The sequence below is a fragment of the Anoxybacteroides rupiense genome (assembly GCF_014196195.1).
Taxonomy (GTDB): domain Bacteria; phylum Bacillota; class Bacilli; order Bacillales; family Anoxybacillaceae; genus Anoxybacteroides; species Anoxybacteroides rupiense.
Genome location: NZ_JACIDF010000002.1, coordinates 254,690 through 280,754 on the forward strand (window position 1 = coordinate 254,690; position 26,065 = coordinate 280,754).

At 42.6% G+C, this 26,065-nt stretch carries 28 protein-coding genes; 6 read left to right on the plus strand and 22 right to left on the minus strand.

The window, feature by feature from the left end; genetic code table 11:
- Positions 1 to 2 precede the first annotated feature (2 nt).
- From GGQ95_RS04845 to GGQ95_RS04885, 9 genes are all read right to left on the minus strand, one after another.
- Entirely contained in the window at positions 3 to 1,304 is a 1,302-nt protein-coding gene (locus tag GGQ95_RS04845) for a pyrimidine-nucleoside phosphorylase (RefSeq protein WP_183186442.1), read from the minus strand.
- 217 nt (positions 1,305 to 1,521) lie between these two features.
- On the minus strand, positions 1,522 to 2,343 hold the full coding sequence (locus GGQ95_RS04850; protein WP_183186443.1) for a purine-nucleoside phosphorylase: 822 nt from the start codon (positions 2,341 to 2,343) through the stop codon (positions 1,522 to 1,524).
- A gap of 12 nt (positions 2,344 to 2,355) precedes the next feature.
- Positions 2,356 to 3,537 carry a phosphopentomutase gene (deoB, locus tag GGQ95_RS04855; protein ID WP_183186444.1) on the minus strand — a complete coding sequence of 394 codons (1,182 nt, stop codon included), beginning with the start codon at positions 3,535 to 3,537 and terminating at the stop codon, positions 2,356 to 2,358.
- Positions 3,538 to 3,709: 172 nt separating this feature from the next.
- A complete protein-coding gene (xerD, locus tag GGQ95_RS04860) occupies positions 3,710 to 4,606 on the minus strand; it encodes a site-specific tyrosine recombinase XerD (RefSeq protein WP_044746540.1) in 897 nt (298 codons plus the stop codon).
- Between the two features lie 6 nt (positions 4,607 to 4,612).
- On the minus strand, positions 4,613 to 4,825 hold the full coding sequence (locus GGQ95_RS04865; protein WP_066145649.1) for a YqzK family protein: 213 nt from the start codon (positions 4,823 to 4,825) through the stop codon (positions 4,613 to 4,615).
- 628 nt (positions 4,826 to 5,453) lie between these two features.
- Positions 5,454 to 5,909, minus strand: coding sequence for a ferric iron uptake transcriptional regulator (fur, locus tag GGQ95_RS04870; protein ID WP_044746542.1), 456 nt, complete (start codon positions 5,907 to 5,909; stop codon positions 5,454 to 5,456).
- A gap of 318 nt (positions 5,910 to 6,227) precedes the next feature.
- Positions 6,228 to 6,875, minus strand: a complete 648-nt coding sequence (gene spoIIM, locus GGQ95_RS04875) for a stage II sporulation protein M (RefSeq protein ID WP_044746543.1) — start codon at positions 6,873 to 6,875, stop codon at positions 6,228 to 6,230.
- A 90-nt stretch (positions 6,876 to 6,965) separates the two neighbouring features.
- On the minus strand, positions 6,966 to 8,129 hold the full coding sequence (locus GGQ95_RS04880; protein ID WP_159720104.1) for an endonuclease Q family protein: 1,164 nt from the start codon (positions 8,127 to 8,129) through the stop codon (positions 6,966 to 6,968).
- Between the two features lie 16 nt (positions 8,130 to 8,145).
- Complete coding sequence (locus GGQ95_RS04885; protein ID WP_183186445.1) at positions 8,146 to 8,697, minus strand: NUDIX domain-containing protein; 552 nt, start codon at positions 8,695 to 8,697, stop codon at positions 8,146 to 8,148.
- A 254-nt stretch (positions 8,698 to 8,951) separates the two neighbouring features.
- Here GGQ95_RS04885 and GGQ95_RS04890 point away from each other — a divergent pair, with 254 nt between their 5' ends.
- Complete coding sequence (locus tag GGQ95_RS04890) at positions 8,952 to 9,872, plus strand: aldo/keto reductase (protein WP_080862350.1); 921 nt, start codon at positions 8,952 to 8,954, stop codon at positions 9,870 to 9,872.
- Between the two features lie 376 nt (positions 9,873 to 10,248).
- Here the strand turns inward: GGQ95_RS04890 and GGQ95_RS04895 are convergent, their stop codons facing one another.
- The 6 genes from GGQ95_RS04895 to GGQ95_RS04920 all read right to left on the minus strand — a co-directional run bounded on the left by GGQ95_RS04895 (position 10,249) and on the right by GGQ95_RS04920 (position 12,917).
- Positions 10,249 to 10,467: a YqkE family protein gene (locus GGQ95_RS04895; protein WP_066146519.1), complete on the minus strand. Its 219-nt coding sequence runs from the start codon at positions 10,465 to 10,467 to the stop codon at positions 10,249 to 10,251.
- Positions 10,468 to 10,593: 126 nt separating this feature from the next.
- A complete protein-coding gene (locus GGQ95_RS04900) occupies positions 10,594 to 10,833 on the minus strand; it encodes a YqkC family protein (RefSeq protein ID WP_044746547.1) in 240 nt (79 codons plus the stop codon).
- Positions 10,826 to 11,161, minus strand: a complete 336-nt coding sequence (locus tag GGQ95_RS04905) for an iron-sulfur cluster biosynthesis family protein (protein WP_066145657.1) — start codon at positions 11,159 to 11,161, stop codon at positions 10,826 to 10,828. The genes GGQ95_RS04900 and GGQ95_RS04905 overlap by 8 nt, the downstream gene beginning before the upstream one ends.
- A 98-nt stretch (positions 11,162 to 11,259) precedes the next feature.
- Positions 11,260 to 11,643 (minus strand): sodium/glutamate symporter, encoded by a 384-nt coding sequence (locus GGQ95_RS04910; RefSeq protein ID WP_066145659.1) that lies wholly within the window; start codon positions 11,641 to 11,643, stop codon positions 11,260 to 11,262.
- Positions 11,640 to 11,888 (minus strand): helix-turn-helix transcriptional regulator, encoded by a 249-nt coding sequence (locus tag GGQ95_RS04915; RefSeq protein WP_044744993.1) that lies wholly within the window; start codon positions 11,886 to 11,888, stop codon positions 11,640 to 11,642. Before GGQ95_RS04915 ends, GGQ95_RS04910 begins: the two co-directional genes overlap by 4 nt.
- Before the next feature lie 387 nt (positions 11,889 to 12,275).
- Positions 12,276 to 12,917, minus strand: a complete 642-nt coding sequence (locus tag GGQ95_RS04920) for a hypothetical protein (protein WP_044744994.1) — start codon at positions 12,915 to 12,917, stop codon at positions 12,276 to 12,278.
- A 626-nt stretch (positions 12,918 to 13,543) separates the two neighbouring features.
- On the opposite strand from GGQ95_RS04920, the gene GGQ95_RS04925 reads away from it, so the two are divergent.
- Complete coding sequence (locus GGQ95_RS04925) at positions 13,544 to 13,741, plus strand: YqzH family protein (RefSeq protein ID WP_066145662.1); 198 nt, start codon at positions 13,544 to 13,546, stop codon at positions 13,739 to 13,741.
- 104 nt (positions 13,742 to 13,845) lie between these two features.
- Here the strand turns inward: GGQ95_RS04925 and GGQ95_RS04930 are convergent, their stop codons facing one another.
- Positions 13,846 to 14,631, minus strand: coding sequence for an SDR family NAD(P)-dependent oxidoreductase (locus GGQ95_RS04930; protein WP_066145664.1), 786 nt, complete (start codon positions 14,629 to 14,631; stop codon positions 13,846 to 13,848).
- Positions 14,628 to 15,593 carry an MBL fold metallo-hydrolase gene (locus GGQ95_RS04935; protein ID WP_183186446.1) on the minus strand — a complete coding sequence of 322 codons (966 nt, stop codon included), beginning with the start codon at positions 15,591 to 15,593 and terminating at the stop codon, positions 14,628 to 14,630. The genes GGQ95_RS04930 and GGQ95_RS04935 overlap by 4 nt, the downstream gene beginning before the upstream one ends.
- A gap of 537 nt (positions 15,594 to 16,130) precedes the next feature.
- Here GGQ95_RS04935 and proI point away from each other — a divergent pair.
- Together proI and namA are read left to right on the plus strand one after the other, a co-directional pair.
- Complete coding sequence (proI, locus tag GGQ95_RS04940; RefSeq protein ID WP_066145668.1) at positions 16,131 to 16,964, plus strand: pyrroline-5-carboxylate reductase ProI; 834 nt, start codon at positions 16,131 to 16,133, stop codon at positions 16,962 to 16,964.
- Between the two features lie 307 nt (positions 16,965 to 17,271).
- Complete coding sequence (namA, locus tag GGQ95_RS04945; protein ID WP_231734571.1) at positions 17,272 to 18,321, plus strand: NADPH dehydrogenase NamA; 1,050 nt, start codon at positions 17,272 to 17,274, stop codon at positions 18,319 to 18,321.
- Between the two features lie 78 nt (positions 18,322 to 18,399).
- On the opposite strand, the gene GGQ95_RS04950 is transcribed toward namA, so the two are convergent.
- Positions 18,400 to 18,948: a histidine phosphatase family protein gene (locus GGQ95_RS04950; protein WP_066145670.1), complete on the minus strand. Its 549-nt coding sequence runs from the start codon at positions 18,946 to 18,948 to the stop codon at positions 18,400 to 18,402.
- 23 nt (positions 18,949 to 18,971) lie between these two features.
- On the minus strand, positions 18,972 to 19,898 hold the full coding sequence (gene rnz, locus GGQ95_RS04955) for a ribonuclease Z (RefSeq protein ID WP_066145673.1): 927 nt from the start codon (positions 19,896 to 19,898) through the stop codon (positions 18,972 to 18,974).
- A 163-nt stretch (positions 19,899 to 20,061) separates the two neighbouring features.
- Between rnz and zwf the strand changes: the two genes are divergently transcribed.
- The gene (gene zwf, locus GGQ95_RS04960; RefSeq protein ID WP_066145676.1) at positions 20,062 to 21,552 is read left to right on the plus strand and encodes a glucose-6-phosphate dehydrogenase; all 1,491 of its coding nucleotides are present in this window, start codon (positions 20,062 to 20,064) and stop codon (positions 21,550 to 21,552) included.
- Between the two features lie 23 nt (positions 21,553 to 21,575).
- Positions 21,576 to 22,187 carry a cyclase family protein gene (locus tag GGQ95_RS04965; protein WP_044744431.1) on the plus strand — a complete coding sequence of 204 codons (612 nt, stop codon included), beginning with the start codon at positions 21,576 to 21,578 and terminating at the stop codon, positions 22,185 to 22,187.
- 487 nt (positions 22,188 to 22,674) lie between these two features.
- On the opposite strand, the gene GGQ95_RS04970 is transcribed toward GGQ95_RS04965, so the two are convergent.
- The 3 genes from GGQ95_RS04970 to gnd all read right to left on the minus strand — a co-directional run bounded on the left by GGQ95_RS04970 (position 22,675) and on the right by gnd (position 26,052).
- Complete coding sequence (locus GGQ95_RS04970) at positions 22,675 to 23,298, minus strand: hypothetical protein (protein WP_066145679.1); 624 nt, start codon at positions 23,296 to 23,298, stop codon at positions 22,675 to 22,677.
- A gap of 124 nt (positions 23,299 to 23,422) precedes the next feature.
- Positions 23,423 to 23,929 (minus strand): hypothetical protein, encoded by a 507-nt coding sequence (locus GGQ95_RS04975; RefSeq protein WP_066145682.1) that lies wholly within the window; start codon positions 23,927 to 23,929, stop codon positions 23,423 to 23,425.
- A 713-nt stretch (positions 23,930 to 24,642) separates the two neighbouring features.
- A complete protein-coding gene (gnd, locus tag GGQ95_RS04980; protein WP_066145685.1) occupies positions 24,643 to 26,052 on the minus strand; it encodes an NADP-dependent phosphogluconate dehydrogenase in 1,410 nt (469 codons plus the stop codon).
- Positions 26,053 to 26,065 lie beyond the last annotated feature (13 nt).

The window sequence follows — 26,065 nt, forward strand, 5'->3', positions numbered from 1 at the left end:
CCTTATAAAATTTTGTCATAAATCAGCGTTGGCGCTTGAACAGGCTCTGGAGTAATTTTGATGTTTTCATATAACATGTTCTTGACTTCATCCACTTGTTCGCTATTGCTATAAATCGTCACAAGCGATTCCCCTTTATGAACAGCATCTCCGATTTTTTTGCGCAACACAAGCCCAACCGCCAAGTCGATGGACGATTCCTTTGTCGCCCGCCCAGCGCCAAGCAACATTGCCGCTGTACCGACTGCATCGGCAACAATCTCTGTTACATAGCCATCTTCTTGCGCGATTAGCTCTATTTGATATTTCGCCTGCGGCAGTTTGGACGGATCATCGATGACAGACACATCTCCCCCTTGAGCAGCCAAGAACTTTTTAAATGTATTTAATGCAGAGCCATCTTGCATGGCTTTTTCCAACATGGCCCGCGCTTCCTCTAAAGACGCCGCTTTCTCTGCCAAATAGACCATATGGCTTCCGAGCACAAGGCAGAGCTCTTGCAGATCTTCCGGTCCTTCTCCTTTGAGCGTATCAATGGCTTCTTTCACTTCCAACGCATTCCCAATTGCATAACCAAGAGGCTGGCTCATATCCGAAATAATAGCCATTGTTTTCCGGCCTACACGCTTTCCGATTTCCACCATCGCTTCAGCTAGCGCTCTGGCATCCTCCAAATCTTTCATAAATGCTCCAGCCCCTGTTTTGACATCTAATACAATCGCATCGGCTCCTGCGGCAATTTTTTTGCTCATAATGGATGAAGCAATTAAAGGAATGCTGTTGACTGTTGCCGTTACATCTCGAAGCGCATAAAGCTTTTTATCAGCCGGAGTTAGATTGCCTGTTTGACCAATGACTGCAATTTTATTTTGGTTAACCAATTCGATAAATTGAGAGTTATTTATTTCCACATGAAATCCTGGCACCGATTCTAATTTATCAATCGTGCCACCGGTATGGCCAAGCCCACGCCCCGACATTTTGGCTACCGGCACACCAACAGAAGCAACAAGAGGGCCTAATACGAGCGTAGTTGTATCGCCTACACCTCCCGTCGAATGTTTATCCACTTTTATTCCCTCAATTTTTGATAAATCAATCGTTTCTCCAGAATGAACCATTGCCAGTGTTAATGCGGCTGTTTCTTCTTCTGTCATTCCGCGAAAAAATACCGCCATCGCCCACGCACTCATTTGATAATCCGGAATGTCGCCATTGGTATATCCGTTCATGATAAATTGGATTTCTTCGTTCGTCAAAGACTGGCCATCTCGTTTTTTCGCAATTAAGTCTACCATTCTCATATAAAATCACCTTTTCATTGATTTTTTTCTCTATCAAATACAATCTAAAGAGGGGACGAATGGTCTTTGAAACATCGGCGGTTAAAGACAACTTCACTGGATTGTCTTTGCCACCTAAATGCGTGACAAAAATCCGAACGACGTTGTTTCCGATTCATTCATCATCCTGTGAAGCGGCTCATGATCATCCCACCGTCAAAAAATACGTACGATCGTTTTATTTACGCATTTCGGCGACAATCGCTTTGACAAGACGTAAAAAGTCGGCCTTCGCTTTTTCTGTCGTCTCGATCACCTCATCGTGCGTAAGCGGCTGATCTAAAATGCCAGCAGCCATATTAGAAATGCAAGAAATGCCGAGCACCTCCATATTGGCATGGCGGGCTACAATCACTTCAGGAACGGTTGACATGCCGACCGCATCGCCGCCCATAGCGCGAATCATGCGAATTTCTGCAGGTGTTTCATATGATGGGCCTGTATTCGCTACATATACGCCTTCTTGTATGCGAATACCTAAACGTGAAGCAACGTTTTTCGCCAATTCTCTTAATGATTTGCTATAAGCCTTTGACATATCAGGGAACCGGACGCCGAATGATGGATCATTCGGACCAATGAGTGGATTGGTTCCCATATTATTAATATGGTCTGCGATGATCATTAAATCCCCTGGCTGAAATGATTCGTTGACACCTCCAGCAGCATTGGTGACAATTAATTGTTGAACGCCCAATCGTTTCATTACGCGAACGGGAAAGGTTACTTTATCAAAACTGTATCCTTCATAATAGTGGAATCGCCCTTGCATGGCTAACACAACAGCGCCTTCCAACCGACCGTATACTAACTGCCCCGCATGCCCTTCAACTGTTGAAACAGGGAATCCAGGAATCGCGTTGTAGGGAATTTTTACGGCTTGTTCAATTTCATCAGCCAATACGCCGAGTCCTGAGCCAAGAATGAGCCCGATTTGCGGCGGTTCGGTCCATTTTTCCTTTAAAAACTGCTCCGCTTGTTCAATCGCTGCTTGATTCATGAATGTTCCTCCTTATTTCAAACTGGTTAGAAAGCTTTGACCGTATTTTGGAAGCTTCACTTGAAAATTATCCGCAATGGTAGCCCCAACATCAGCAAATGTGCTCCGCAGCGGCAGTTCCTTTCCGCCATTCATGCTAGGGCTGTACACAAGAAGCGGCACATATTCGCGCGTATGATCTGTCCCATGGTGCACAGGATCATTGCCATGATCCGCCGTTATCATGAGCAAGTCATCCTCTTTTAAAAGCGGCAATACTTCAGCAAGGCGCATATCAAACTCTTCCAGCGCATCACCATATCCTTTCGGATCGCGGCGATGTCCATATAAAGCATCGAAATCGACAAGATTTAAAAAGCTTAAACCTGTAAAATCCATTTTGAGCGTATCGATGAATTTATCCATTCCGTCCATGTTCGATTTCGTGCGCAACGCTTTGGTCACGCCTTCGTTATCATAGATATCGGAAATTTTGCCAATGGCAATCACATCGTATCCAGCATCTTGCAATTCATTCATAACCGTGCGACCAAATGGTTTTAAGGCATAGTCATGACGATTCGCTGTGCGCTGGAAGCTGCCCGGATGGCCGATAAATGGACGCGCGATGACACGGCCGACCATATATTTTTCATCCAGTGTCAGCTCACGAGCAATTTTGCAAATATGATAAAGCTCATCAAGCGGGACCACTTCTTCATGAGCAGCAATTTGTAAGACGGAGTCGGCCGAAGTATAAACGATGATCGCACCTGTTTCCATATGCTCTTTTCCCAGTTCTTCAATAATGGCTGTCCCGCTTGCTGGTTTGTTGCCAATGGCCTTCCGTCCTGTCCGTTTTTCAAGCTCCGCAATTAATTCTTCTGGAAAGCCGTTTGGAAACACTTGAAAGGGCGTATCGATGCGCAACCCCATTAATTCCCAATGACCAGTCATCGTATCTTTTCCAGCCGATGCTTCTTGCATTTTTGTATAGTACGCCATCGGTTTCTCAGCTTTCGCGATTCCCCGAATTTCTCGAATGTTGCTAAGGCCAAGCTGCGCCATATGCGGCATGTTTAAACCGCCGCGATGCTCAGCAATATGTCCAAGCGTATCGGCTCCTTTATCATTGTATTTTTCAGCATCAGGCGCTTCTCCAATGCCAACGGAATCCAGCACAATTAAAAAAACGCGTTTGTATGTATGGCTCATCATTGATTCCTCCTACTTCATCGAGCGTGACGTTCTTGGTAGATCATATCCTAATGATTGCAAAAACCATAAAACCCTTATTTGTCAGAAGTCTGACAACTATATTATAAAACGTTTTCATGCTTATACGCAATAAAAACCGCTGTGAACATTTTGGACAAAAAACCACCCGCTATGCGCGCGGGTGGTATTGTTGATACACATCTTTTAATCTTGTTTTCGTTACATGAGTGTAAATTTGCGTTGTTGAAATGTCGGAATGCCCTAGAAGCTCTTGAACAGCCCGCAAATCTGCTCCATTTTCCAGCAAATGTGTAGCAAAGGAATGCCGCAGCGTATGCGGAGTTAATTCTTTTTCGATGTTCGCTTCCTTCGCTAATTTTTTTAAAATTTTCCAAAACCCTTGACGTGTTAAACGATCTCCGTGATGATTTAAAAATAATGCGTCATTCGCGCGCTTTTTTGGCTGAATCAGCTTCGGTCTTGCCTCTTCGATATATGCTTTTAGCGCCGATAGAGCCATGCGCCCCACCGGCACGATCCGTTCCTTGCTTCCTTTCCCGTAGCATCGAACAAACCCCATAGTCAAATGCACATCCGACAGATTCAAGTTCACAAGCTCGCTTACACGCATCCCTGTTGCATACAATAGCTCAAGCATCGCCTTATCGCGCATGCCAAAGGGCGTATTCGTCTTTGGTGTTTCTAGTAATGCTTCAACTTCTGCCATCGATAGCACCTTTGGCAGCGTTCGCTCCATTTGCGGTGTCTCGATGTGAACAGAAGGATCCTGCTCCGCTATTTTTTCCCGCAAAAGAAATTGGTGAAATGATCGAACAGAGGCAATATGGCGGGCGATCGTTTTGGCAGAGCTTCCTTGTTCTTTTAAAAACTTTAAAAATTGCAAAATATGAAGCCTAGACACATCGTTCCATGAATGAATTTGTTCCGCATGCGTCAAATAGCGGGCATATTTTCTTAAATCACGTTCATATGAAATAATTGTGTTTTGGGCCAAATTCCGTTCGACTGTTAAATAATGAAGAAAATCCTTCAATTCATGTTCCAAGGCTCTCTACTCCCCGTCTCTATAAAAAAATATCAACCGTTCTACCCAATCCGTTGATACGCTTTCCGTTGTCGACACCTTTACCGCAGATCCTTGTGGCTCATTATAGCGATGGTAATTCTCGTATTCTCGATAAAACCATACAAGACTATAGTAAAACAAAAGTGTGCAGCTCGTAAATAAAACAAATACTTTGATCATTTGCCATGCCGTTTTCATCGCATATCCTCCTCATTCGCTCATGCTACTTATTATGAGGATATGCCATTATTTTCTCATTTTATACTATGTATACCCTTGGTGTCCGATAAAATCGATTCACTCGTTTTCCTTATACTGTATAAATTGTGAATGAACGATATGTGTAAAAACCTATATGCGGCAGAGGAAAAGCGACGGCTTGCCCCCGTCACGTCGAAGCGTGACCGAACGCCGAACAACCAGACACTTTCAGACAAATTCATTTGTCTGAGAGCCGTGTCGTTCGGCCATCCGACTATATCAGCGCCCGTTCCTTTTCCATTTCTTCGTCCATTGGAATGCTTTCGTTTTTCCTTATATATAAAATAGACAGGGTGAGAAATCTGTTGGATTCATGATAGATATCATTTGATGATGATCAAAACCTTCCCCACTGGAAAAGGTTTAGACTGCTGACAAACGCTTTTATCCTGCGTTACGGGTCTCGTTCGTCCGCTCATGAACGTTTTGGTTCCATTCGTGTCTTCACTTGGCGGTGTTCCTCGTTTGCCAAGCATGTTCAAGCCAATCTGATAAAAATGGTTGTAGACAAAGTCCGTTTTGACTTTGTCTACAACGTGAAACCTTTCCCGCTGGAAAAGGTTTGTTATTCTTCTTGTTTATCTTTTTCTTGGCAACGATAACAAATCCCGTGAAAGGTGAGACGATGATCTTTAATTTTAAATTTCCAGTCCCGCTCGACAATGGCTTCTACTTCCTCTAACAAATCCTCTTGAATCTCCGCTACTGCTCCGCATTCGATACATACTAAATGATGGTGGAAATGCGCGGCTCCTTCTTGACGAAGATCATATCGCGATACACCATCGCCAAAGTTAATTTTATCGACGATTTTCAACTCCGTTAACAGCTCCAGTGTTCGATAGACTGTTGCTAAACCGATCTCTGGAGATTTTTCTTTAACGAGGAGGTAGACATCTTCCGCACTCAAATGATCTTCTTCATGCTCCAAAAGGACGCGGACAGTCGCCTCGCGCTGTGGCGTCAATTTGTATCCAGCGGTATGCAGGAGCTTTTTTATTCGTTCAACCCGTTCTTCCATCTTTATCCCTCCCTCGTCATTCAAATATCATTATAACAAAAGAGAGAGGAAAGTATCAAAATAAAAATCATTATTAGTAAATAAGTAAAATGGTTATTATATAAAAATAATTACAAGCTAAAAATTTTCATTGGTCATGAAGATGGCGCTGTTTTGAGCACCTAGATTCGATGCAGTTGGAAAATGGACATATATCTCATCAAAAAGCGAAATCTCATGTTTTCGATGGTCAAAGACAAGTCAGTGACTTGCTTGACCATTGACTGCTGACATGGGAAGCGAAGGTTGAAGAATCAAGTGATGCGTTCCATGCTATTGTTATTTGTTATTGATTAGTTGAACGACTTGTTTCATAATGACCGGAGAAATATATGCCTCCAAGCCAGCAGACACAATCAAGGAAGCACTAATAGCCAACATAATGAGTGTGTAACGGATAATCATCGGAAAAATCGGTTCATGCATCCGCTTCATAAATTGATTCCGCACCATTTTTAATGAGAAGGAAACTGAGACAGCTCCCATTATAATAAAAGCGGGAACCACAACAAAGTTTTGCGGCATAACTGAAACAAACGATAATAGGAACCCTTGCCACCCCATTTGATTAACTAGAAATCCGACCGTAAAGCCGACAACAATTCCTTTTAAAAAGAGCAAAATTAAAATAAGCGGCAATCCAATAATCGAAATACCAAGCACCCACATAAACCCAATATACTGTAAATTATGGAAATAGCTTTGTTGAAACATATCGCTCGCACTCGCAAACTGCCCTTTGGATACTTGTCCGAAAAACTGCATTAAATAATAATATAAATCTTGTTTTTGATTAAAATTCAAGCTATTGACGACAATCGCTCCAAAAATCACGCCCATGAGAAACAGGACAATAATAAATAAATAAATCGACGCATGCTCTTTTAAATGCATCGCAATCACTGACTTCAATGGCTGTTTTCTCATTGCTCTCCGTCCTCCTATCTGCCTCTTACTAGATTGTATGAGGAAAGAGCAAATCTATGACACCTTGAAGAGAAAAGAAAAGAATCGCTTCTATCGAGAAGCGATTCTTCCATATTTGCCGCCGCCTCCTGCTGTCATGGAAAGCTTTCCGTCTCTAGCAAGCAAAATGAGCTGGGCAAGCTTTTCACCGACGGCCTCTTCCAACTGTAATCCTGTCGCTTCATGAAGAATGTACATTTCTGTTTTGAAACGCTCAAGCAGCTTTTTATACGTTTTGTGTCCAATGCCCGGAATAAATTCAAGTGGCACCTGATGTACGTATGGCGGACGTTTGGGTGGAATCGTGTCCGTTTTTAATTCTTGAAGCCGATCAAATACGCCTTTTACATATCGCTCGTGCCCACAGCTCGGACAGTATTCGTCATAGATTTTCATCAGTGCCGCACAACGCTCACACGCCGTTTGATGATATTTCCCCAGCTTAGGATTTAGTCCGTAATTAGCGACAATTCCGCGATTTTCTTCCTCTTTGAGCGCTTTTTTAAGCTCGGCAAACGTTAAGCTCTTCATGCGAATAACTTGATATTCCCGCGCAATCTTCCGCAACGAATGAGCGTCTGAATTCGAAAGATAGGGATAGCGATGCAATTCAGCAATCTGATCAGCCATGCTCGAATCAGCACTCAGCCCAAGCTCGATCGCGTCGATCCATTCAGGATCAAACACCTCTTGCAAGCTTCGTTTCACTCCTTTTCCATACAAGCTTTTAAATGGAGTAAAAACGTGAGCCGGAATAAACAAGCCGTTCAATTGTTGAATCAGCTGCTGCAGTTCTCTTCCTGTCCCATACATTCGCTGTGAGCTCAACGAAACATTCTTCACTCGTTTTTTTAACCAGTCTGAAAAGAAACGCATGGCGGCGATCGTCGGCAAAAAAACAAGAACATGAAGCGGTCCTTGGCAGTGTTCGTCGTAAATTTCAATTTCGCTTCCCAGCAGCAAGGTAAGATCTTTCGTTGACACCCCGCCTTCTTCATTTTCACGCCAGTCATTTTCAGTCATCGCTCGTTCCAATTCATCAAGGATCTCAGGAACATGGCTATCGATAATGCCAATCATATTCAGTCCTTTAATCCGCGCCGCTTCATCTATAATATTGGCAAGGGTCAGCGTTCGGGCGCCTGTAATTTTCACTGGTCTGCCAGAAGCTGTCCGTCCTATATGAATATGTAAATCCACGTAATAATTTTTCATGCTTGCAACTCCCGTTTTACTTTTGTAATGCATACTGCAGTTGTAAATATTGCAAGGCATAGGCTGTTTTCGCATCATAAATTTCTTGTTTTTGTAGCATCGCCAATGCTTCCTCCAACGTCACTTCCAACAGATCGACAAATTCATCATCATCAAGTGGTGCAGCCGATTCTAGTTTTTTTAATCCTTTCGCCACGTATAAATGAATGATTTCGTCAGCAAACCCAGGCGAGGTGTAAAACGACAACAAATGATGCAGATCTTGGGCAGCATAGCCGGTTTCTTCCTCCAGCTCACGGCGTGCAGTCATCGCAGGTTCTTCGTTTTTTTCTAATTTTCCTGCAGGAATTTCAACTAACACCCGCTCAAGCGCTTTTCTATATTGTCTGACAAGCACTAGCTTTCCTTCATCTGTAATTGGAATAATCGCCACCGCGCCCGGATGCTTGACGATTTCCCGCTTGCTCGTCTTTCCATTTGGCAGCTCAACATCCTCCACATATACATCAATGACTTTGCCTTTGAAAATTTCTTCTTTGTGAATCGTTTTTTCCATTAGATGATCCATTTCTTTTCTCTCCCGTCTCTTCATCATATTCTTTTTTATTATACTATATTGAATGATTTTCCACTCCCCTTTTTTTCCAATCATCTAAGCCGTTCAAATGTATTGGATTCATGTTTTGGATAAAAAGGGGGACGATTTCTTACGTGAAAAAGCCAACGCCAACAGTCTTCCCTTCCCTGCCTGTTTCAGAAAAAGAGATTTTCTCTTTTATGTGATAAAATGAAGAAAATACAGATTGCAAGGAGGCATGTGCGATGAAGAAACGGCGGATTGGAACATCGGATTTATATGCCAGCGAAATCGGCCTTGGCTGTATGTCGCTCGGAACAGATGAGAAACAAGCCATTCGCCTTATTCATGAAGCTTTAGAGCGAGGCATTAACTATTTGGATACCGCTGATCTTTACGATCGCGGGTTAAATGAACAATTTGTCGGCAAAGCGCTGAAAGGCAAGCGCGATCAAGTAATCCTTGCGACAAAAGTCGGGAATCGTTGGGAGGAAGGAAAAGAAGGATGGTTTTGGGATCCTTCAAAAGCATATATTAAAACAGCTGTAAAAGAAAGCCTGCGCCGTCTGCAAACGGACTACATTGATTTATACCAGCTTCACGGCGGAACGATCGAGGATCCGATCGATGAGACCATCGCAGCGTTTGAAGAATTAAAAAAAGAAGGGGTTATCCGCTATTACGGCATTTCTTCGATTCGTCCCAATGTCATTCGCGAATATGTGAAACGTTCGAATATCGTCAGCGTCATGATGCAATATAGCTTGCTGGATCGCCGTCCAGAGGAGCTTTTCCCGCTTCTAAAAGAACATCGCATTAGCGTCATCATTCGCGGCCCGGTAGCCAAAGGGCTATTGACTGAACGTCCGCTGGAGGCAGCTAGCGACTCCATCAAACAGCATGGTTATTTAAGCTATACATACGAAGAACTGCAAACACTGCTGCCAAACTTAAAAAAGCAAACCGCTTTGCACCGCTCCTTCACAGCTACCGCTCTCCAATTTTGCTTATACGATCCAGCGGTCGCGGTCGTTGTTCCGGGAGCCAGCAGCAGCGAGCAGCTAGCGGAAAACGCAGCAGCGGCTTCTGCCTCAGGATTGACAAAAGAGGAATACGAATGGCTTCGGGAGCAAACAAAAACGGCAATCTATACAGAACATCGCTAATATAAAATGGAAAGTAGAAGGGTGGTACAACGTCCGTTTTGACTTTGTCCACCACCACTTTAAGAGATCGATTCATTTCTTTTTTCGTCCTGGACCGTTCTTGAATCTACTGGACAGACAAGGCATTATGTTTTAGCCAAGAGACGAATCGTTCCGAAACGTTCGCAAAAGTAGGCGAGCGAGGCCCGCGACGCAGAGTGAACGGTTGATCAACAATCTGATCCATGATCCGGCTTCACGCTCTGACCGTCCTCAAACAGGCGCCTCTTCCTTTTCAGAGTCCATGCGTGCCATCATCAATGGTCGCCGATATAAAATCCGTTAACATAAATTTTCTATGGTGAACATAACAAAAGCCGCTGATGGATTCAGCGGCTTATTTAAAACGGCGCCAATCAAGGTTGCTTTCATTTAATAGTTCTTCAAATGTTTTTTGCTTTTCGCGCTGCCTTTTTTCCTCTCGTCTTTGCGCCTCTTCCTCCTCTTTTTTTCGCTGCTCGACTTCCTCCAACGATTTCTTTTTAGCTCGCAGCTGTTCATACAAATCCACATGTAGACGATCTTGCAATGTGATCGCTTCATCCTGTTGCTTCATGGATGATGCTTTTTTCGCCACTGTTATTCCCCCTCCAACAATTGAACTACTCCCGCCTTCGCTTGGCTTAGAGGTGGGAGACTGCTTGGTCGATAATGTTAAAGGCATCATTTCAACGACCTATGCTTACAAAATTTCTGTAATATGAGGCATATGTTCATTCAGCCAAGCAATCGCTTCATCGAGCGTCGCAAACTCTGTTGCTTCAAATGTCATTTCATCCTGCAGCAGCCAAACATCCTTTTTTTCCTGGTAAACGCCGGCAACCGACCAATGCAGTAAACTATATGGATCATTTTCATGCAAAAATGAGACCCATGTCTTTTGTCTTGCAATGTTGGCAATCTGTTTTAGCTTATCATTCATGCTGTTCACTCACTTCCAAAAGCGACATACGCGGATTTAAAATTTGATTGGGACTCTTCAGTTGAAAGCAACCCGAGCCTTTCACGACATCAATCGTCATCGTTTCATCGTAAAATACGAGACGAGATTTTTCGAGTAAAATGGGCACAAAATTCGTCTCTACCACGATATCGTCTTTATCAGCGCGATCGACGAGCCAGAGCGTCGGCACGCCGTTAACGGCACAGCCGCAGCCGTCGGTATCATATTTTAGCTTTAACCGGCGCCCTGTTTTCGTTACAATAGGAGCGAGGGCGGCAATCGCTTCGTCAGTCCATAGGATATTCACTTCTACAAAAGCTCCTTTTTGCCAATTTGCCTCTATTTTACCTACTGAAGCGCGATGCTGTCAAAGCAGAAAGGGGAAGGGATCTTGACAAAAGCACGTTATTTTCTTTTCGCAATTTCCGGAACAATAAAAAAGGCAATGATAAAGGTGATAATCAGATATAGCGCTAAATAATCAGCATTAATGAAAGATATCTTGAATATATAGCTACCCATAATTAAGTAAAGTAATAATAAAAGATTAGAAATAAAAAATGTGTTCGTTATATAATTTTTCATATGATCATTGATTCTTTCATCGTACTCTATCTCATCTTTTTGATCGCGTATCTTACTGCTCATTTTTCTGACTAATTTAGTGACGACAGTTCCTATGATCCCCCCCACTAAAACAGCCCATTGAATTTTATAGGTGATGATGCTTAAAATTCCAAAAGCCACAGTAAACCCAATAAGAGTTAGCATAAAATCATGGTTTTTCATTCGCTCAGTCCACTCCTTTTTTCGTTATTCTCCTCAAGCCAAAAAAGCTCATCCAAGCTTTTTTCTAAATATTTACTCAAAAGCAAACAAACTTTTAGCGATGGGTTATATTTTTGCGCTTCAATTAGATTGAGTGTTTGTCTTGTTATGCCTACTTTTTTTGCCAATTCTATCTGCGTCAAATTTCCCTTTTCAATTCGAGCCATTTTAACTCTATTTCTGACTTTTATATGATCATTCACCATCCATAACACCTCTCTTAAATAAAGTAACATATATTTTAATTTTGTCAATTATATATTACATACATAATTATAACTTTGCATATGGAGTGTATAGGCCATAGAAAAAAGATATTCTAAAAAATCAATATCCTGCCTGCAACTGACACCATATTCCCCAAAAAATCTCTGAGCAAAGGTGATTTTATCACTCAAACAAAAAAGCCCCTCATTGAATGTGGGACTATATCAATACAGGTCGATTTTCCGACAGAAATCCATTGCTTTCTTCTCTTTTTAATTTACTTCGTATCTTGCTTCTGTCAGACCTTTTCATCTGAGCTTATGAAAATAAGGCACATAAACCATCTCCAAACAACAAAATTTTGTTTATTCATCGACACATATAATCTAGATAAGCTGACAAAGCGCATCACAACCATACGCACATCCAAAAGTCACTAATAATGTACAGAGTACCGTACAAAATGGAGTACCAACTGGGCCTGTAGCTAAACATCCAGCAACACAGCGTGGAATAGAACCAGCCAGCCCCCCAGAACAAAGCCCAGTACAAATTGTTTCACAGGATAATTGCTGAATAGAAATGCTTTCATTATTTAGATCATTTAAATTAATATCAATAGTTGACTCATATAGATTACCATTCTTATCAAACACAACTCTTTGAACTGCATTATTCTCTATAAAATAATAGGAGGTTGTACTGTTTAGATTACTAATTACACTAAAAGCAATAGATTGTTTCGGACCAGAAACCATGTAGGCTTCGCCAACTAATAAGCTCTCTTCATAGACATTGTAAACAATTAAATCAATGGCAGGATTTACTGCATCCTCTTTCCCTACAGGCAATTCAACAGTCCGGACTGTTTTAAATGATACAGTATATCCGTTCTGCTGAAGTGCAGCCACCATCGCTTGAAAATCTCCATTCTTTTGGCTCAAAGAAATAAATTTGGACTGATTTTGAAAAAAATCTTCCAAGATAATTAAGTCGCTTGGATTTACACCATATAAAGTAAATGACATAAAAAATCCCTCTTCCTTGATATAATATAAAACTATCTGTCCATTAAGACATTATAAAATATTCGGATATGCATACGTTCGGAAGGGGGAATGAACTAATAAAGATAAAAATGATTCATGTTCACTAAGGCAAAGATCCTATCGATTCGCCCTTAAAATAGTCATAAGATTTTACGTTTGTTTGACTTATTATGTGGCTAGTGACACTCTACTAAATAAGTCGACATCAGGCCACATAAGCTTCTGTCTCCTTTTGCGGCCAAAAAAACCGGAAACAATGTACCATTACTTAAGAAAAATGGTTCATTTTTATAAACTCCCCCTTATTCCTAAAAAGCTAAGGGGGTTTTATATCGACTCTATAAACGATTTCATGATCACAACCATCAGTATCATCCTTTTTACTTTAACCATCATCTCATTTTCGCTACAATAGGAGCGAGGGCGGCAATCGCTTCGTCAGTCCATAGGATGTTCACTTCTACAAAAGCTCCTTTTTGCCAATTTGCCTCTATTTTACCTACTGAAGCGCGGTGCTGTCAAAGCAGAAAGGGGAAGAAGAGAGAGAACAGACCGTTTTAAAATGAACATCGGTCTTGTTCCACTGTAAGAAGGAGATACGCATGATGAACGAACAATGGCTGCGAAAACTAATTCGCAATGTTTTGCACCAATATGGCTACCATCCGGAAACATGGAATCTTGATGAAGACGAATGGCATCGTCTGTGTGCCTATGTCACAGCAGAAAAAGAAAAAAATAGGAGCGCTGACATCTACGAGCTTGTTCATGATGCTGTCTACGAGTTCATTACAAACATGTAAAAAACCGTTGTCTCATCTGAATGGCTTGGTTTCCCTGCTGTCTTCCCCTAAGCCAATATCCCCTCTTGCTGTCTGAGCGTCCCCATATTCGCGTTTGTTGAAGCTTATTTTTGAAAAAATGCTCGTTTTGCCACTTTTTCTACAAGACTAGGAACCAGCTGATACAAGCGACTTCCCACACTCATCCAGCCCGGCATATTTACCTCCCGCGCTGGCGTCATCATCACATCAACCACGCGGCGAGCAACCGCTTCTGGACGAAGCATCCATTTTTCGATGTTTTTCACATAGCTGCCCGATGAATCTGCGATCGCAAAAAAGCTCGTAGCGATCGGTCCCGGATTGACGGCCGTCACAAATACACCATGCTGCGCAGCCTCCATGCGCAAGCTGTTTGTAAATCCAAGCACAGCATGCTTTGTGGCAGCATATACACTGGATTTCGGTGTCGCCATTTTTCCTGCCTGTGAAGCAATATTAATGATGTGTCCGCTGCGCCGGTTAATCATATGAGAATATACCGCTTTTGTACAGGCGATCATACCGAGCACATTGACCTCCAACATTTTTTCCGCTTCCGTTAAATCAATGTCTTCTATATGGCGAAATACGCCAAATCCCGCATTATTGACAAGCACGTCTATTTCCATCTCCTGCAACAGTTTGTGAAACGTTGCTTCCACCGCTGTGATATCACTTACATCAAGCGCCTCATAGCGGCATGGAACGCTATATGTTTGTTGAATATGCTCGGCCATATCAGCCAACTTTTTCTCATTGCGCGCCAACAAAATCGGAATCGCTTTTCGCTTCGCAACCTCATACGCCATTTGCTCTCCGATTCCACTTGAAGCGCCAGTAATCACGATCTGCTTCCCTTCAATTCTCAACGCATCGCCACCGCCTTATACACATATGAGTTCCCTTCCTTCTCCTTCATAACAGCCCCCAGCTGTTCCAAATAGTCAAGCTGGCCGACCGCTTCCGACATCGTCAATAAAAATTCCTTTTCATAAACAGCCGGAAAGAGCTCCCGGCATACATCAAACGCGGTCATCGGACGCTGCTGCAACATATTCCATACTTGCTCGGCCCGCTCTTTTTGTCTAGCTAACCGTCTTTCTACTAATGGAGGCACATCTGTCACATCACGGCCATGCCCCGCCATAACACGAGTCATTTTATATCGCAGCAGTTTGCGCAATGAATCGTTATACTGCAAAAGTGGTTTTGGACGTTCATCCTCCCCTTCATCCGGCGGTTCTAGCATCGGATTGGAGGAAACGGTTGCAAGCAAAAGATCTCCTCCTATCATTCTGCCATCCTTTTCACAATATAAGACGATATGGCTTTGCGCATGTCCCGGCATTTCTAATACCGTCCAGCCTGGGAGTCCATCGACAACCTCTCCTTCGAGCACCTCGATATCGAGCGAGCGCTCGCACGAATAGCGCAACGAACGACGAAAGCTAGGGAGTCGATGGAGAGAAGCCGGTTCAAGTCCGCACTCCACGAGAAAGCGGTGAAAATAACGCTCATGCCAAGCTAAAAATTGCGGATCTTTGCTGATCCACGGCCTTGCCTTCGGATGGCCGATAACAAGAGCAGAATGGGGCAAATAGTCTAACAATCCGACATGATCAGGATGATGATGTGTAATCACCACCTGCTCAATATCAGCGGGTTCATAACCAATCTCCGCCAGCTGATGCTTAAATGCCTGCCAAGCTTCCTCTGTTTTAACTCCAGCATCAATCAGCGTCAAACTATCCGTTTTCACTAGATACATGTTGACATTGCCAACGGCAAACGGCGTTGGCACCACTATTGGATAAATGGTTTCTTTCGCCATTTATAACGTCCCCTTTGTCATTATATTATCATAATATTTTAGTGCTCATATTAGTTTAAAGTTTACACGCATTTTGTCGATTTGTCATTTTCTTGTTATCACTTGCACAAAAATTCTAAAAAATTGCTTTTTCCTATTGACAACTAGCTTGTTTTCAGTGCATAATTGCAAACAAATCAAGCGCATTGATGATGGAACCATTTTATGCAGAGAAAGCTCGCTGAACAATCGAAAATGACTTTGCGTTCACGCATAAATTTCATAAATGCAAGGCGATGAATGGGACCAGTAAATGATGAACGACAACAAGAGAGTGAAGCCCACAGGCTGAAAGGCTTCATTGTCCTCTTCATCATTGAACCTATCCCATGAGCTGTTAGGAAAACCTAACCGTCCAGCCGACGATACCGGCTATGAGGTGGGCACTGCTTGTGCCAACAAAGGTGGTACCGCGGAAAAACAAGGCCTTTTCCGTCCTTTATGAGGACGGGAAAGGCTTTTTTATTGGGATCATAAACAAATTCAGGAGGGATTGACATGGAAAAAAGAACAACGATTGCCTTTATGGGGGCCGGTTCAATGGCGGAAGCTCTGATTGCTGGCATGACAAAAACGCTTTATCAGCCGGAACAAATCATTGTCACCAATCGCTGCAATACAGAACGTCTTGCCTATATACAAAAAACCTATCACGTACGGACGGAAATCAATAAGGACACGGCATTGAAAGAAGCGGATATTGTGATCTTGGCTATGAAACCAAAGGATGCGGCGGAAGCCATCTCCTCTATCGCTCATGCTATTGGTGAGCATCAGTTGATCATCTCTGTATTAGCTGGAGTCACCACTGATACCATCGTATCTCTTATTGGAAAGCCCGTAGCTGTTGTGCGGGCAATGCCTAACACATCAGCCGCGATCGGACAATCTGCCACCGCGATTTCATGCGGACGTTACGCAAATGACAGCCATTTAGCCACAGCTCAAGCATTATTTGAAACCGTCGGAATTGTCACGGCTGTCAATGAGGAAGATTTACACGCGGTAACAGGGCTTTCCGGAAGCGGCCCCGCTTACGTTTATTATTTGGTGGAAGCGATGGAAAAGGCAGCCGATGAGATCGGGCTGGAGCGTGAAGTAGCGAAAGATTTGATTTTGCAAACGATTATCGGAGCTGCCCATATGTTAAAAACAACAGACAAACAACCGGCTATGCTCAGAAAGGAAGTCACAAGCCCAGGTGGGACAACAGAAGCAGGTATCGGCGTGCTTGAGCGTTATCACTATCAAGAAGCCGTCATCTCCTGCATCAAACGCGCGGCTGAACGCTCTCAAGAGCTCGGAAAAGCCCTTCTCTCGCTCCATCGGTAAAAATCTCGTTCATCTGCATGAGCATCTCGCTCTCAAGCTCATGAAATCACTCCAGCATTTGACGCTCCCTCTCCTCCATTTTGTTGAAAGGAGGGGAACTTTCAAGCTATTGGTAGCCAGCTTCCTGACTCTCGACAATCAGAAGCTGATTGGCACTGTAATGATTCATACAGGCGAAAAGAAAAGGACCGAACGGAAGCATCTCCCTCTTCTGCCTGCACTGGATGCGACAAAAAGTTTTCTTAGCTTCACGATTCATTCTTAAAGCATTGAAGCAAAATGTTTTTCTTTTCCAAATCGAGATGATATGATTCTAACTGAAACTGATACGATTTGGAGGGGAAGAACCATGCTTTTTTCACCATATGATGTTCGAGGAGTGACACTAAAAAATCGAATTGTCATGTCGCCAATGTGCATGTATGCATGCGATACGCAAGACGGCACTGTGCGCAACTGGCACCTCATCCATTACCCTGCACGTGCCGTCGGCCAAGTCGGACTTATTATCGTCGAGGCAACAGCTGTTACACCACAAGGAAGAATTTCAGAGCGCGATTTAGGAATTTGGAGCGATGACCATGTGAAAGGCCTCCAATCGCTCACAGCACTCGTTCAAGAACAAGGGGCCAAAATTGGCATCCAGCTCGCTCATGCAGGAAGAAAAGCCATGATTGAAGGAGAAATTATTGCGCCTTCAGCACTTCCGTTTAATGAAAAAATGCAAACGCCGAGGGAAATGACGAAAACCGACATTGAAGAAACCATTCAGGCGTTTCAAGACGGAGCGCGCCGTGCGAAACAAGCGGGTTTTGACGTGATCGAAATTCACGCGGCCCACGGCTATTTAATTAATGAATTTTTATCGCCGCTATCTAATAAACGAACAGACGAATATGGTGGCACATTCGACAATCGCTATCGTTTTTTAGGTGAAGTGATTGCTGCCGTTAGAGAAGTATGGGATGGTCCTCTCTTTGTCCGCGTGTCCGCTTGCGATTATCATCCAGAGGGGTTGACCGTCGAGGATTACATCAAGTATGCGAAACGAATGAAAGAAGATGGCGTAGATTTAGTCGATGTTAGCTCTGGAGCAGTCGTTCCGGCCTCCATTGACAGCTATCCGGGCTATCAAGTGCCGTTTGCCGAAGCGATCCGAAACGGCGCCGATATCGCCACAGGCGCAGTCGGCCTTATCACCTCTGGGCGTCAAGCAGAAGAAATTTTACGCAATAAACGAGCGGATCTCATTTTTATTGGCCGTGAATTGCTGCGTGATCCATATTGGCCAAGAACAGCCGCAAATGAACTTGGCGTATCCATCGAAGCACCAATACCGTATACGCGCGGGTGGTAAAAGCTGTGTTTTTTCCTTCACTCAACATAAAAAAAGAGTCAAGCCTCTTCAATCTCCAGAGAAGCTTGACTCTTCATTTTAACGCCAAATCCGCGTGACTTCTCCTTTCCCAGCGGATATGGCAATTTCAAACACATCCGGATTCGATAAACTCTTCCACTCTGCAAACCCATAACGTTTGTCAAACAGATGCAACATCAATATAGTTAGATTGCCATGGCTCACAATGACGGTATGCGCCGCATCCGCCTGCAAAACTTCCCCAATAGCTGCTTTGGCTCGTTCCATGGCTTGACGATTCGATTCCCCACCGCTGTATGCCAGATCAAAATCAACAAACGTGCGTTCAAATTTTTCGAGCCAGTCCTCCGTAAACTGGCCATCCCCAAATAACACGCGCTCCCCGAAGCGTTCATCGCGTTCAATCGATAAATTCCGTTGACGCGCTAACGGTTCAATTGTTTGAACTGCACGAACATATGGACTTGAAACAATTCGATCAATCGGCTTGTCTGCGAAAAAATGCACAAGCTCGTTTGTCTGCTGCTCTCCCTCCTCCGTTAGCGGTGCCGTAAACTCCTGCCCCGCTGCTTTACAATGCCGAACAATATAAAGACGTTTTTCCACTGATGCTTCTCCTCTCTACCCATCTACTTCTTCTTAGCAAGGGAAAACGACATAAAATCGGAAGCAATCGCTGTGTTCGGAAAAATTGCTTTTGCTTCTTCCAAAAGCTTATCGCACATATCGCCTTGATATCGCGAGCTAATATGCGTCAAGATGAGCTGCTTTGCTTCCGCCCGCTTCGCAACTTCTGCCGCTTGCACCGTCGTTGAATGAAAGTAATCGTGCGCCAGCTGGGCTTCCGCTGCGCCAAACGTCGCCTCATGAACAAGCACATCCGCCTCTTTAGCCAGTTCGATGCTCGCTTCACAATAACGAGTATCTCCCATAATCGCCACCACTCTCCCTTTTTGTGGTGGTCCAACAAACTCGCGTCCATCAATCACCTTGCCATTTTCTAGCGTGATCATCTTCCCTTGTTTAATTTGCTGATAAATCGGCCCCGGTCGAATGCCGAGTGCACGCAACTTATCTACTAGTAGCGTGCCCGGCAAATCCTTTTCAACAATTCGAAACCCGTACGAAGGCATGCCGTGATCGAGAAGTTGCGCCGTCACCACAAACTGATGGTCCTCGAATACGGTTCCTTCGACAAACTCCATCACTTCAAGATCATACTTGAGCCGTGTTCCGCTCACTAAAAGCGCTGTTTCTACAAACGCTTCAATTCCCTTTGGCCCATAAACGGTAAGCGGTGTGTCTCCGCCTTGAAACGAGCGGCTTCCAAGCAAGCCCGGCAATCCGAAAATATGGTCGCCGTGAAGATGGGTAATAAAAATTTTTTCAATTCTCCTTGGGCGTATAGATGTATGTAAAATTTGATGCTGTGTTGCTTCACCACAATCAAACAGCCATGTCGCTCCTCTTTCTTCAAGCAGCTGTAAAGCTAATGCCGACACATTTCGGCCTTTCGATGGAACACCTGATCCCGTTCCTAAAAATGATAATTCCAATGAGCCCACCTCTCCTTTATGTGTCTGTTGTTAGCGTATCAATGTTTAAGCAGCAATTCAACACTGTTTTCCCTTTCGGGTCGAAAATGTTTGCGTTCAGCAACAGAAATCTCTACAATTAAATATTTGAAGAGACAATTTTAGCTAAAGCGAGGTACATATCGTGAGCAACGTGAATCCAAAGTCACTGATCGTTATCTTCGGCGCTACAGGGGATTTGGCAAAGCGCAAACTATTTCCTTCGATTTATAGTCTGTATCAAAAAGGAAAATTATCAGAAGAGTTTGCTGTTGTCGGTGTCGCTCGTCGTTCACTATCAGATGACGCCTTTCGCCATTATGTAAGCGAAGCCATTGAACACTCTACGAAACAGCAGTTTCTTGATGAAGCCTTTATTTCACATTTTTATTATCATTCCCTTGATGTAACGAACACCGCTTCCTATCAAGAACTCAAGCAGCTGCTTGAACGCTTGGACAGTACATACAACATCGAAGGTAACCGCATTTTTTATTTAGCCATGGCACCAGAGTTTTTCGGCACCATTACAGCCCATCTGAAATCAGAAGGATTGACAAATGTAAACGGATGGAAACGGCTCGTGATCGAAAAACCGTTTGGCCATGATTTAAAAAGCGCCCAGCATCTAAATAAGGAAATCCGCAAGGCGTTTTCAGAAAAAGAGATTTTCCGTATCGACCATTACTTGGGCAAAGAAATGGTCCAAAATATTGAAGTCATCCGTTTTGCTAATGCCATTTTCGAACCGCTTTGGAACAACCGATTTATCGCCAATATTCAAATTACGTCTAGCGAGACGCTAGGGGTGGAAGATCGCGGCCGCTATTACGATCATTCAGGAGCGCTGAAGGACATGGTTCAAAACCATATGCTGCAAATGGTCGCTTTGCTGGCCATGGAACCGCCAATCAAATTAACAACCGATGATATTCGCAGTGAAAAAGTAAAGGTGCTTCGTGCCCTTCGCCCTATCTCACATGACGAAGTCGGACAGTATTTCGTTCGCGGGCAATATGGACGAGGAATCATTCGGGAAAAAGAAGTGATCGGCTATCGTGAAGAAAACAATGTGGATCCAGATTCCAATACAGAGACATTTGTCGCTGGCAAATTAATGATCGATAATTTCCGTTGGGCGGGCGTGCCGTTTTATATTCGCACAGGTAAGCGAATGAAAGAAAAATCAACGAAAATCGTAGTCCAATTTAAAGATGTGCCCATGAACCTATACTATCGTACAAGTGAAAATGTTCATCCAAACTTGCTTGTCATTCATATCCAGCCAGATGAGGGCATTACATTGCATTTAAATGCTAAAAAAAGCGGCGAAAGTATGAAGACGACGCCAATTAAGCTTGATTATTGCTACAACTGCATCGACGGCATTAATACTCCTGAAGCATATGAGAAGTTGCTTTATGATTGCATGCGCGGCGATGCCACTAATTTTACTCATTGGGATGAAGTAGCGGCATCTTGGAGCTTTATTGATCCGATTGCTGAAGTATGGACAAACACAAAAGCGGCTGATTTTCCAAACTATGAAGCAGGATCAATGGGACCAAAAGCGGCCGATGAGCTGCTGCAAAAAGACGGATTCCATTGGTGGTCCATTCATTATAATGGACAGTAATGTCGGATGAAAGGAGAAACGCCATGAAAATGTATGATGTAACAGCCCCGATTTTTGAGGGAATGCCCGTCTATAAAAACAAGCCTGAAAAACAGCCGAAGCTGATGACGGTAACGAACGATTATGTAACCGAATCACGGATTGACATGGATTTACACACAGGAACTCATATCGATGCGCCGCTCCATATGGTTAAAAATGGGGAAACATTTGAAACGATTCCGCTAGAAAAGCTAGTAGGAGCATGCAAATTGTTTGATCTTACACATGTAACAGATAAAATTTCAAAAGAAGATCTAATGGCGCTTGATATCCAAAAGAATGATTTCATCTTGTTCAAAACCAAAAATTCGTTAGAAGAGGCGTTCCATTTCGAGTTTATTTATGTAGCTGAAGATGCCGCGAAATACTTGGCAGAAAAACAGATTCGCGGCGTTGGCATTGATGCCCTTGGCATTGAACGCAGCCAACCGGGACATCCAACTCATAAAACATTATTCGGCCACGGCATTATCGTCATTGAAGGGCTGCGTTTAAAAGACGTGCCATCCGGAGAATATTGGATGGTCGCTGCCCCATTAAAACTTGTCGGTACCGATGCCGCGCCAGCACGTGTTCTTTTGTTTGAGCAATAAAACACCCCCCCTCATCATGCAGTGAGGGGGACAAAATCTATCCATAAAATAAAATCAATAATTTATATCATTTTACGTTTTTTAATTCTTGATGGTTCATATCAAACATTTTTAATACAGCCGTACATTTTTTATCGGTCTCCATTAATTCAAAATGCACTTTTCATCATTTAACTTTACTTTTTGCCTGCTTTCGTTCTGTAATGATTTCAACACGATATTACTTACTCACTAATTAACATTTTCCTCATAAAATTGTTCAGTTCTATATTTTCATAATTAGTCAGCTTGCTACGAAATCCTACTCTTGATACTTCTACTTTTCCAAATAGTTTTTGCTCCACAAGAGCAGAGCACGTCCACTTCCTCCATCAACTGCTGCTACATTTTCACTTTACTTAACTTATAACAGATAACTACTCTTCCCTTACAAATTATGTAAGGAGTTCAAAAACTATTCAACAATAATCTGAATAGTTATCGTGTTTTAATTAAGTTGATATTTTTCTTTTACTTGTTTTTTGAGTTTGTTAAATTCCTCAATATGATCACCGAAATATTCAATATCCTTTAAGTTCTTATATTCTTTAATACTTGAAATACGCTTTACAGGATCAGGTGAGTCTAAGTCATACTTTCCTTGGTACATCCCAACAATAACATATGTGTCATCATCAATCATTGGTTTTAGAAACAATAAATAATTATGTCTTTCTTGCATCAAATTATACCCTTCAATACTTACAAAAGTATCATTCATAAAGTATGCTGGCTCATAAACTGCAATTTCTTTCTTTTTCAATTCTCCTTTTAAAACTTTCTCTACTCGAATTTCAGATTTAGAAGCAGTTGCAGTTACTGTATTAGTTGGTTCATCAACCCATTCTTTCAAAGTTCGATTTCCTATAAACTTACCTTTTACTATAAGAGTAGCATTTCTATCTACTTCATTAATGTCATTCATCAAATCGTAGTCAGCATCTAAAACGGCAACTTTAGTTTGTGAACTCTGATTATTGTAAGTTACACTTGAAAAATGCCAATAACTTATCATCGCAGCTATTGTCACAAGTAACAGAACAAACCCAAAAATAAACTGTTTTTTCTTCATTAGTATACGTATATCCCCCTCCAGAAATTTCTTTTACTAATATTTATAGGCTATATTGGATTTATCTAATTCTTGAGGACCACTATAAGATAATTTACCTTGAACCATGATTGAGATTGTACCACTAGGTTGGTGACGCAAAGCCTAGCACATGTCCAAACTCATGTATTGTTGTTTTATTTCTATTCGCATTTGTATAGTTATAATAATCCATATAATAATCATTTAAGTAGATTTTCACGAATGACCAATTGGTAGTTGTTGCATCTGGATCTGTTACCAAAGAATCGCCTTGGTAAGGTTGTGCAAGACCGGCATAGTCCAATCCGTAGTTTCCAGCATAAACCCTAATATCAGCGTCTGTTGCACTACCAGCAGGCCAAAAGTCTACATCTGCATTTGATATTCCTCCCCATCCACTTTTAGCATTAGATACATAGGTACTATAACCATAGTTTGAAACAGAATCAGAAACGAATACATAACAATCACCAACAACATATTTTGGCAATCCACTTTTGAAAAACGCATCATTATTAGTATAGGCAGCAAAAGAGAGTATCGGAACCAGCATAGAAAAAGTAACAAACAGTACGATTACACTTACTATTTTTTTAATGAACTTAGCCATTTTATACCTCCTTATCAATAAAAATGAACCTCCCTCTAGAAATGTTGGTCTATCAAAGTCCCTTGGCATCTCAGGGGGGGGCAAAAAAATTTTTTTCGACAACATTTCATACATACACTCCCATTTTTGTTTATATATAATAGACCACGGTGCGCTTCGCAGTCACTGCTAGGTATTTTTTACTGAAGTGAGTGGAATGGTATGCGATGCACTCTGGATCTCTGCGAATTGGATGAGGACGAACCCTCTCCCACCTACACTTCACTTAGAGGTGAAAGATTTCTCAGTGGATTATGCTAAAAATGTATTTACTCAAGTGAGCATCTAAATCTGTGACGAACCATCTTTACAATTCTCGTAAACCATTGATACAGTGCAGTTGGCTTTTATGAATCTTCTTCAAATAGGTGGGTATCACGGAAGACTTCCCCGTTCACTTTATGATGAAGCAGATACTCCAAGTGATGAGCTTGTCCTTGTCGAGTGCTTGCTTTCTCCTATGAATCTTGATTAGTGGTCAAACAATACTTGTGGAAAGTGGTAGACATAAAATTAAACGAAGTACAGTCAAAGTGGACTCGTTACGGATTTAGGAGCATTATAAAAATTTTTAAAAAACATGTCGATTATTTATTCAAAAAATTAATAATATTAAGATAAATATATTTGCCATCAAAAATCCCCTAAGGCAAATTGCCCTAAGGGTTTTTCGTTTACTTCAACCATTCCGTATGGAAAATTCCTTCTTTATCAATGCGTTCATAGGTATGAGCACCGAAATAGTCGCGCTGTGCTTGGATCAAGTTAGCAGGCAGCGTCTCCAGCCGATAGCTATCATAGTAAGCAAGAGCGCTCGCAAACGCCGGTACAGGAATCCCACGCATGGCTGCCGTCGCAACAATCTCGCGCAGCGCTTGTTGATAGCTTTCGACGATTTCTTTAAAATACGGATCAAGCAATAAGTTAGGCAATTGTGGATCACGATCGTACGCATCTTTAATTTTCTGTAAAAATTGTGCGCGAATAATGCAGCCGCCGCGGAAAATCATCGCAATGTTGCCATATTGCAAATTCCAGTTGTACTCTTCTGATGCGGCTTTCATTTGCGCGAATCCTTGAGCATATGAACAAATTTTGCTCATATAAAGCGCACGCCGTACCGCTTCGATAAAATGCTTTCGATCTCCTTCATACGGAGCGACAGAAGGACCGGAAAGAAGCTGGCTCGCCTTCACACGCTCTTCTTTCATCGCTGAAATAAAGCGGGCAAATACCGACTCCGTGATGATTGGAAGCGGAACGCCCAAGTCAAGCGCATTTTGACTTGTCCATTTTCCTGTTCCTTTTTGACCAGCTTTATCCAAAATCACATCCACGAGCGGCTTGCCTGTTTCTTCATCTATTTTCGTAAAAATATCGGCCGTGATCTCAATTAAATAGCTGTCCAATTCACCTTTGTTCCATTCGGCAAACACTTCATGCAGTTCTTGAGCGCTCAAGCCAAGCACACTCTTTAATAAAAAGTAGGCTTCCGCAATCAACTGCATGTCACCGTATTCAATGCCATTATGCACCATTTTCACATAATGTCCCGCACCATCTGGACCGATATAGGTGGTGCATGGCTCTCCATTCACTTTAGCCGCAATCGCTTCAAAAATCGGACGTACAAGCTCATGCGCTTCCTGTTGCCCTCCTGGCATAATGGAAGGACCTTTTAATGCTCCTTCTTCTCCTCCAGAGACGCCTGTTCCGATAAAATGAATGCCAAGTTCAGACAGTTCTTGATTGCGGCGCTGTGTGTCTTTAAAATACGTATTGCCGCCGTCAATTAAAATATCTCCTTTTTCTAAGTGTGGCTTCAACTGCTCAATCGTGGCATCTGTCGCTGCTCCCGCCTTGACCATTAGCAAAATTTTACGCGGTTTTTCAAGAGATTGAACAAATTCTTCAACACTATATGTACCAATTACATTTTTTCCTTTGGCTTCCTTTAGAAACTCATCCGTTTTTTCCGGTGAACGGTTGTACACAGCCACTGAATATCCGCGGCTTTCAATATTCAAGGCCAGGTTTTTCCCCATTACCGCTAGACCAATGACACCAATTTGCTGCTTTGCCATCGTAAAACGTTCC